This window comes from Priestia sp. P5_B4, from assembly GCF_056400385.1.
In genome coordinates, this window is record NZ_JBFULJ010000095.1 from 1 (window position 1) to 9,818 (window position 9,818).

A 9,818-nucleotide genomic window follows, 5' to 3' on the forward strand; every position below is an offset into this window, starting at 1 on the left:
GCCATACTATTGTCTATTCAAAGCTTCTTTTGAGAAAAAGAAGCTTTTTTTATGTTTAAAAGAATAGCGAATGGGAATTAGGTAAATATAAATCATGGATTAGGAACTTTTTATTTGAAACAGTAGGGTAAATTTGCTAATCTAAACGTATATGGTGCTTTTGCGCCAAAATGCTTACATATTTTGAAGGAGGAATTATTCATGGCTTACAAATTACCAGAACTACCTTATGCATACGATGCACTGGAACCACATATCGACAAAGAAACAATGAATATTCACCACACAAAACATCACAACACATATGTTACAAATCTAAACGCTGCTGTTGAAGGCAAAGCGGATTTAGAAAGCAAAAGTATTGAAGAGTTAATTTCAAACTTAGACGCTGTTCCTGAAGATATCCGTACAGCAGTACGCAATAACGGTGGCGGTCATGCGAACCACTCATTATTTTGGACAATCCTTTGCCCTAACGGCGGCGGTGCTCCAACTGGTGAATTAGCAGACGCTATCGCTAGCAAATTCGGCAGCTTTGATCAATTCAAAGAAGAATTTGCAAATGCAGCTAAAAYTCGCTTCGGTTCTGGCTGGGCTTGGTTAGTTGTAAACAACGGCGAATTAGAAGTAACAAGCACACCAAACCAAGATAGCCCATTAATGGAAGGCAAAACGCCAATTCTTGGTCTTGACGTTTGGGAGCACGCTTACTACTTAAATTACCAAAACCGCCGTCCAGATTACATTTCAGCATTCTTTAATGTTGTAAAATGGGACGAAGTTGCTAAGCGTTACGACGCTGCAAAATAAGCTAAAGACGTGTTTAAGAGCCAGTAAAGTAATTATTACCTTTACTGGCTTTTTTGTTTTCCAATTCTTTTACATATCTCCTTTTCTTTTTCACACACTAGGTGTAGAAGAGAAAAGGAGTTTTTTGATATGCCTTTATTAAAAAAAGTAGTTGGAGATGTAGAAGTTAGTAAAGATTTACTTTTGCTTTTAATTATAGGCGGTCTTTATGCCTTGGCTATTTCAATTTCCAATTCGTTTGTTAACATTTATCTGTGGAAACAATCAGGCGAATTTTCGGATCTCGCTATTTATAATTTAGCGGTAGTGGTGCTTCAGCCGCTTACGTTTATTTTAGCAGGTAAATGGGCCAAACGAATTGACCGGGTTGTGGTTTTAAGGTTAGGTGTATCTTTTTTAGCTGTTTTTTATATCGCTGTATTAGTCAGTGGAGCTAACGCAGCCGAGTATTTAGTATTGCTTGGTGGACTGCTGGGTATAGGATACGGCTTTTATTGGCTAGCTTTTAATGTGCTAACTTTTGAAATTACAGAACCTGATACAAGAGACTTTTTTAACGGATTTTTAGGGATCTTAAACTCTTTTGCAGGGATGATTGGTCCTTTAGGAGCGGGCTTTGTTATTTCCGCTTTGTATGAATCACTTGGGTATAAAATTGTGTTTGGTGTATCGCTGCTATTGTTTATCGGTGCCGTTGTACTTAGTTTTTTTATTACAAGACGCGCAGCGGAAGGAGTATACAAATTTAAAGAAGTATGGGCTGAACGAAAAGTCAATAAAGACTGGAATCGAATATTGCAGGCTCATTTCTTTCAAGGGTTGCGTGAAGGTACGTTCATTTTTGTTGTATCCGTCATGGTATTTATTACGACGGGAAGTGAATTAGCTTTAGGAACATATGGACTGGTGAATTCAGCGGTTGCATTTGTAGGATACTATGTTGCCTCAAGGTTTATTAAGCAAAAAAATCGCCTTCGGTTTATCTTCACAGGGGGCCTCCTTCTCTATGGAGCAGTCTTTTTGCTTATCTTTAACTTATCGTATCCAAAGTTAATTATATATGCTGTTTGTATTGCCGTTGCCTATCCTATTTTATTGGTTCCATTCATTTCTCTAACGTACGATGTGATTGGACGAGCAAAAGACGTTGTTTCAAAAAGAATTGAATACATTGTTGTCAGAGAAGTATTTCTGAATATCGGGCGCGTCGTTTCCATATCTTTATTTTTAATAGCTGTACTGTTTTTTGATGAAGCAAAAAGTATTCCCATTTTATTAGCTATTGTTGGAGCAGGGCATACGATCATTTATTTTTGTGTGAGACATATCTCACAGCCTCTGCACAAAAAAGAAACGACTGTTACTCCTCCGGTATTAAATGAAGGAGACGGAGAGTCTCCAGCTTAGAGTGTTGTCAGCTCCTTCATTTGCACTATGGAAAATGCTTCGCTTTTCTTTTAAAATAAATACGTTGTGTAAATAGGCACCTGCCAGGTGTCTATTTATTTGCTAAATGGCTGATTTTATGGTGTTATGGTATATATGTTTTATAAAGTGTAGGTGTTGGTATGAAAAAGAAAAAAAGAAGAAAAAGTCACGTGCCTTTTCGTGTGAACTTACTTTTCTTGACCGTATTTGCCCTATTTTCCGTATTAATTTTGCGGTTGGGACTTGTTCAAATTGTATACGGTGAGAATTACGAACGAGAAGTGAAAAAAACACAGGACGTTACGGTCAGTACGCCTGTTCCTCGAGGGAAAATGTATGATCGTTATAACCGCGTAATTGTAGATAATACCTCTTTAAATACGATTACATATACTCGTTTTCAAGGAAATACAGCTGAAGAAAGGCTGCGCATCGCTAAAAGGTTAGCCACTATGATCGATGTTCCTTACACCACAAATGTGATTGATATTCCGGAAAATAAAAAGAATAAAGACGCTAAAAATGTGGTAAAAATTACAGAACGCGATATGAAGGATTATTGGATTATGCTTCACCCTAAAGAAGCGGAACAGAAAATTACGCAAGCTGATCGCAAAAAAGTTCAAGATGGTGAAATGACTGATGACGAACTGTATCAACGTCAGTTAGACCGCATCTCTAAAAAAGATTTAGAAAGTCTAAAGAGTGATTTAGAAGTTCTCGCTATTAAGCGCCAAATGGAGGCAGGTTACTCTAACACCCCGCAAATTGTTAAGAGCGGTGTGACAAATGAAGAGTATGCCGTTGTAAGTGAGCACTTAGATGAACTTCCAGGTGTTGATACAACAACGTATTGGGATCGCTCATACCCAGAAAACAGTACTCTTCGTACCTTGCTTGGAAATGTATCATCTGCCAACGAAGGACTGCCTAAAGATAAAGTACAGTATTACTTGTCAAGAGGCTATAGCCGAAATGACCAAGTTGGGACGAGCTATTTAGAGAAGCAATACGAAGCCCAGCTCAGCGGTCAAAAAGAAAAAGTCCAATATGTAACAGATAAAAAAGGAAATCTCCTTGATACAATTCAAGTGTCTAAAGGTGAACGCGGCAGTGATTTGGTTTTAACTATTGATATGGAGCTTCAAAAAGCGGTAGAAAAACAAATTACGGACCAGCTTTTAGCCAAAAAGCAAATGAAAGGAACGCAATTTTTAGACCGTGCTTTTGTTATTATGATGGATCCTCACACAGGAGAAATTTTAACAATGGCAGGTAAAAAATACACCATTGATAAGAAGACTGGAGCGCCTAAAATAGAAGATTTTGCATTGGGGAATATTTCAACATCTTATACAATGGGCTCTGTTGTAAAAGGAGCAACGGTTTTAGCCGGCTTAGATTCAGGAGCTATTAAGCCAAACACAGTGTTCGTTGATGAACCGTTAAAAATTAAAGGAACACCGGTTAAAAAATCAGCTGAGGCTGAAGGGTTAGGACCCTTAACGTATTCATCTGCGTTAAAATATTCATCCAACGTATTTATGTTTAAAACGGTAATGGCTATGGCTGGGTTACAGTATCATAAAAACATGACTTTACCGATTAAACCTGATACATTCAGCGAACTGCGTTCTTACTACAGTCAGTTCGGCTTAGGCGTATCAACAGGTATAGACCTTGATAACGAATCAACAGGTGTCCAAGGTGGAAGCGATGTTCCAGGAACGGCGCTTGATTTAGGCATTGGTCAGTATGATACGTACACGCCGCTGCAGCTTGTTCAATATACTTCTGCAATAGCTAATGGAGGGTATCGCATTAAGCCGCAGCTAGTAAAAGAAATCCGAAAACCAACGATTAAAACCGATGAAATTGGCGGTACGCAGCATTCATTTGAGCCTGATGTGTTAAATCGTATCACGATGAAAGAAGAATACATTAAAGATGTTCAAAGTGGCTTTAAGCGCGTTACGCAAGAACAAGGCGGTACAGGGTATGCAGCTTTCCATACAGCGAACTATAATCCTGCTGGTAAATCAGGAACGGCACAAGCCTATGAGAAAAACCCTAGCGGAGGGGACCCTATTAAAGTTAATAATTCAAACTTTGTGGCCTTTGCTCCGGCAAATAATCCTGAAATTGCAGTAGCTGTGGTGGTACCATCGGCATTTGTGCCAAGTGCACCAAATACCATTACAAAAGAGCTTGCTCGTTCTGCGCTCGATACGTATTTTGATTTAAAGAAAAAAGGTGAACAAGAAGTAAAAGATCAAGAAGAGAACCAACAGGCTGTCATTGCAAACGACGCCAATTAAAGAGGCTGGGACAAAAGCATATTAGTTGAAGTAAGATCCGAACAAAGTTGATTAAGAATCAACTTTGTTCGGATTTTTTATTTATAGGATGAAAGTAGATTTCGTGTATGTAGGTGCTTTTAGCGGTTGATTGGAGGGCAAGGTGAAGACTTCTGCAGGAAAAGCGAAGCRATGAGGAGACTCACCGGCCGCCCGTGAAACGAAAATCAACAGCGGTATCGGAAGTAATTCATACTGGCTTATTAATCCAATCCACCCATCTTTAGATTGAATTAATTTAGTTATGTCTCTACCTCTTCTTTTTTGTTAGAAATCTTTACATATATGGTTTTTTATTGAATTTAAGGGTCGTAAGAACTAGTTTTTTACCTAAAAAACACGCAGATAGACCTTCGTTTACAAAAGCTTTACATTGAGTTAAAACACAATTAATAGTCGGCTATTATTCTGTAAGTGTAAGGGTTAATAGAAATGATCAAAATAAGGGGAAGCGTTTCGGCTTCTCGTATTTATTTACACTGATAGTAAACAATRGATATTAAATAGACATAGAGAGACTTTTATTGTGCTCAAAACGGTTAAAGACGATGAAGGAGGATTATCCAATGGCAATAACAATGGAATTGACTAACAAAGAAAAAGTAGATACTCCGCAAACAAAAGAAATTGTATATAAAACAAAAGGTTTGAATTTATGGTATGGCAACACACATGCCTTAAAAAATATTGATTTAGACATTCATGCTAACGAAGTTACCGCGATTATCGGTCCATCAGGCTGTGGAAAATCAACATATATTAAAACGTTAAATCGTATGGTAGAAATGACTCCAATTGTCCGTACATCAGGTGAGATTGAGTATAGAGGGAAAAATATTTTTGATAAATCGTACCACGTGGAAGAGCTGCGCACGCAAGTAGGAATGGTTTTCCAAAAGCCAAATCCGTTCCCGAAATCTATTTATGATAATATTGCGTACGGTCCAAGAATTCATGGTGTTCGCAACAAGAAAAAACTAGATGAAATTGTTGAAAAAAGTTTACGAGGAGCAGCTATTTGGGACGAAGTTAAAGATCGTTTGAATCAAAATGCAAATGGGTTGTCAGGTGGACAACAGCAGCGTATCTGTATTGCGCGATGCTTGGCAATTGAACCTGACGTTATTTTAATGGATGAGCCTACTTCTGCGCTTGATCCAATTTCAACATTAAAAGTAGAAGAGTTAGTACAAGAATTAAAGAAAGACTTCAGCATTATTATTGTTACCCATAATATGCAGCAAGCGGCACGTATTTCAGATAAAACAGCATTTTTCTTAAATGGAGAAGTGGTAGAGTACGCAGAAACAGATAAAATCTTCTCAATGCCATCTGATAAACGCACAGAAGATTATATTACAGGTCGTTTTGGTTAAGACATACAAGGAGATGGGATGAGTGGTTGTACGCGAAAAGTTTCATGGTGATTTAAAGATATTACGTGAAAAATTATTAGAAATAGGGCGCTTAACGCATGAGGCGCTATCAAAATCAATTGAAGCGCTGCAAACAAGCAACGTTGAGCTGGCCCTAGAAATTATCGACGGCGATTCATACGTGGATGACTTAGAAGAAGAAATTAATGACCTAGCTATCTTACTGATCGCAAAGCAGCAGCCGGTGGCTATCGATTTAAGACGTATCATTGTGGCAATTAAAATTGCTTCGGATGTTGAGCGTATGGCAGATTTTGCGGTTAACGTAGCAAAATCAGCTATACGAATTGGAAACGAAGAATTAATTAAGCCGTTAGAACACGTAAAGAAAATGCACGATATTTCGATTGAAATGTTGAGCCTTTCGTTAAAAGCTTATCACGAGGAAGATCTTGTGCTGGCTAAAAAAGTAGCGGAAATGGACGATCAAGTGGATGAGCTCTACGGAATAACAATCAAAGAACTTTTAAGTCTTGCTAAAGAAAAGCAGGAGGCTATGAACCAAATTACGCAGCTTTTATTTGTAGCCCGCTATTTAGAGCGTATGGCTGATCATACCACTAACGTAGCAGAAAGCGTATTTTACCTTGTAAAAGGCAAACGCTACGACTTAAACGAATAGTAGAAAAACCTCTTCTAATAAGCGAAGAGGTTTTTTTGTTAGTAAATTATAATTACTATGTTAATCTGAATTTTTAACACAAATCGACAAATTGCGTTTATTGTGGCAACTTTTTCTGAATGGTAAGATGTTAATAAGTTTATACGGCATTTATATGTAGAAAAAACATTCTAAGAAACGAAGTGATAAAACAGTGGCTGCTAATCTTATTCAAAACTTAAATGTGTGTATAGCTACTCAGCTTGACTCATCTCGTATTTATGTTCACTGGTCGTTTTCTGAGCATATTCGAGAGATGGTAGAAAGTATGTTTTCGACACGGTGGGAAGAATTGAATCTAGCTATGTGTACGTATGATATAACAGGTCTTCATTTTAACGGCCATGAATCAAACCGCTATTATATGAAGGGTCTTACTCCTAAGCAAGACTTCATGTTTATGAACAGCTTGGAAAGTGAGCGCACGTATGTAATAGATATTGGTATTCAAGATAAAGAAGGAAGTTTTTTTTCCCTTCTTCGTTCGAATCCAGTTTATTTGATGAAAGAAAAATATGAACAAGTGAATGTAACTTCGTTAGGCTGGATGTACGAACCTGTAAAAGTTCACCAGGGTGTTCAAAATGAATTTAGCACATATTCCTTATATTCAAATGACTTGGAGCAGGTGAAGAAGCAATATGAATAGTGATGACTGTATTCTTTTAACTTATATGCATTGTCCGTTGCTACATGTACTTCAAACAGAGAGTGAGTATCTGCTGTTTGAACAAGTAACGAACGAGTGCATCCCTTTTTTAGATCAAATTGAGTCTAAGAAATTGATAGGTGCAACAGCTGTGATGTCTTGTGTGTTTTTGAACGCATTAAACAACGAGGAGTTTAATACTCGTTACGCTCAATATTTACACCAGTTTTCAAGCCGGCAGCATCAGAGAGCACTCACCTTTTTAAAAAAGTGGAACGGGAGCTTGTTCTCAGCCTGCAAATATTTTTTTCAGCATGACATGATGGAGTGTATTCCTACTACCGTAACGAACGCGTTCGTTTCCACCCTTAAAACCGAACAAACATTAAATCTCCAAATTACAGAAGCAATACGTGTTTTTCAACAGTTTTTTGAAAAAAAGCCCGTCGGTTTTTTTATACAGCAAGGAGAGTATACTCATCAAGTAGATATGCTCCTAAAATCTCATGAAATATGCTATACCTTTGTGAAGTCATCAACAGATGAACTAAAAAAGTCGCCTGCTGGCATTATCTTGTTTCCATATCCTAAGCAAGGAAAACAAGTTGAGGAAGGAACAATCAATAAAGCGAGCGTTTTTTTGGATTTGAAGGCTAAGGACACGCTTGGCTTTCAGCGAATGCAAGCAGCAAGCGGTATATTTCAATATCCTTTAGATTACGCGAGGGATATAGAATTTCATCAAAACGAAACTCTTGCACTCTACGGTGCAACAAAAAGCGCTGAATTTGTCAGTGAGAACAATCAATTGTTTATTTCAACCGTACAGAAGTCAGAGGCGATGCTAGATGTTATCGATTCTAAACATCCTAGCGTGGTGAATGCTATCTACCGACAGTGGCTCCTTTTAAGTAGCAGCGATTGGCTTTATAATTTTGAAAAAGTCAAAGGTGAATACGAAAGGCAAGTAAAACTATTTGATTTTCTTTGTCACGAAGAGAACCCAAGGATGGATAGCGAAAACAGTTTTCTTTCAGGAAGTTCTTTTTTATCCCCTGCAAAAGAGATAGAGCCAGCGGCTTTATCAGTAAATCAATATAAAGGCGGTCTCTCCATTTTAATGCTTGCATGGGAATTCCCTCCTCTAGTTATCGGAGGACTTGCACGACATGTATTTGATTTATCCAGAGCGTTAGCAAAGGAGGGCCATCACGTTAGTGTATTAACAACTTATGTAGAGGGGCTGCCGGAATATGAGCGTTTATACGGTGTTCACGTTTACCGAGTTAAAAGCCTGCAGCCTCATCACCCGGATTTTTTGACATGGGTAAACAGTTTGAACGTGGCTATGGCTCTTAGAGGACTGCAGTTAGGCTACAAGCTGTCTTTTGACGTTATTCATGCTCATGACTGGCTTGTTGCCTCCGCTGCAAAATGTTTAGCAGATAAAACGGATAGACCGCTAATTACGACCATTCATGCGACAGAACATGGGCGCAATAATGGTATTCATAATGACATGCAGCAAAAAATTCACTTGCAAGAAGAGGAGCTGATTCGACAATCAAGCTCAATCATTGTCTGCAGCGACTATATGAAGAAGGAATTAATCACTTTATTTCAAGTAGAGCAAGATAAAATTGCTATATTTCCAAATGGAATTGACAAGCAGCTGGTAGTCGACGCAGTAAATGAGCGGTTAAAAGAAAGTTTACAAAAGAAATATAATTTTAGAAAGGCCCCTATTATTTTTTCAATTGGACGAATTGTATATGAAAAAGGCTTTCAGCTATTTATTGAAGCAGCGGAACTATTTAAGAAAAAACAAATAGATGTTCAATTCGTTGTAGCAGGAAAAGGGCCTTTACTTCATGAGTTTCGAACACAAGTAAGTGAAAAGCAACTAGAAAAATACGTGTATTTTATTGGATACATTACCGATAACGAACGAAATCAGCTTCTTCAAGCTTGCAAAATGGTTGTTTTTCCAAGTTTATATGAACCTTTTGGAATTGTGGCTTTAGAGGGGATGGTAGCCAAGAAGCCAACTATCGTTGCCGATACAGGAGGTCTAAGCGATATTGTTTCACATTTCGACACGGGCCTGACGTTTGCCCGAGGAGATACGCTCGAATTAATCAACTGTATTGAATTTTTGTTAAAAAATGAAAAAACGGCTGCAAAAATCAGCGAAAATGGGTATAGAAAAGCAACAACTATGTTTAGCTGGGAAAAAATCGCTATTGATACAAGTAAGCTGTTTCAACATCAGATTTGCCAGGATAAAAAAAGAAGGGAGGCAAAAAATTGAAAGCCATTATACTTGCTGGCGGTAAAGGAACAAGACTGCAGCCCTTGACCTATACGATTCCAAAGCCTATGCTGCCGCTTTACGATAAACCTGTGATGGAATATAGCATTGAACTGCTTAAGAAACATGGAATTACAGAGATTGGGATTACGCTGCAGTATAGGCA

At 38.0% G+C, this 9,818-nt stretch carries 8 protein-coding genes; all 8 read left to right on the forward strand.

Features of this window, described 5'->3' with window-relative positions:
* Positions 1-201 precede the first annotated feature (201 nt).
* Positions 202-810: a superoxide dismutase SodA gene (sodA, locus tag AC1DRF_RS10910; RefSeq protein WP_477740729.1), complete on the forward strand. Its 609-nt coding sequence runs from the start codon at positions 202-204 to the stop codon at positions 808-810.
* A gap of 129 nt (positions 811-939) precedes the next feature.
* A complete protein-coding gene (locus AC1DRF_RS10915) occupies positions 940-2,217 on the forward strand; it encodes an MFS transporter (RefSeq protein ID WP_097824601.1) in 1,278 nt (425 codons plus the stop codon).
* Positions 2,218-2,378: 161 nt separating this feature from the next.
* Complete coding sequence (locus AC1DRF_RS10920) at positions 2,379-4,556, forward strand: peptidoglycan D,D-transpeptidase FtsI family protein (protein ID WP_477740730.1); 2,178 nt, start codon at positions 2,379-2,381, stop codon at positions 4,554-4,556.
* Between the two features lie 617 nt (positions 4,557-5,173).
* Positions 5,174-5,971, forward strand: a complete 798-nt coding sequence (gene pstB / locus AC1DRF_RS10925; protein ID WP_371264484.1) for a phosphate ABC transporter ATP-binding protein PstB — start codon at positions 5,174-5,176, stop codon at positions 5,969-5,971.
* A 22-nt stretch (positions 5,972-5,993) separates the two neighbouring features.
* Positions 5,994-6,653 (forward strand): phosphate signaling complex protein PhoU, encoded by a 660-nt coding sequence (gene phoU, locus AC1DRF_RS10930; protein WP_013059193.1) that lies wholly within the window; start codon positions 5,994-5,996, stop codon positions 6,651-6,653.
* A gap of 193 nt (positions 6,654-6,846) precedes the next feature.
* A complete protein-coding gene (locus AC1DRF_RS10935) occupies positions 6,847-7,341 on the forward strand; it encodes a DUF4912 domain-containing protein (protein ID WP_013085028.1) in 495 nt (164 codons plus the stop codon).
* On the forward strand, positions 7,334-9,652 hold the full coding sequence (locus tag AC1DRF_RS10940; protein WP_377572760.1) for a glycosyltransferase: 2,319 nt from the start codon (positions 7,334-7,336) through the stop codon (positions 9,650-9,652). The genes AC1DRF_RS10935 and AC1DRF_RS10940 overlap by 8 nt, the downstream gene beginning before the upstream one ends.
* Positions 9,649-9,818, forward strand: a 170-nt coding sequence (locus AC1DRF_RS10945; RefSeq protein ID WP_477740731.1) for a sugar phosphate nucleotidyltransferase, incomplete at its 3' end; no start/stop codon positions are given. The genes AC1DRF_RS10940 and AC1DRF_RS10945, both read left to right, overlap by 4 nt.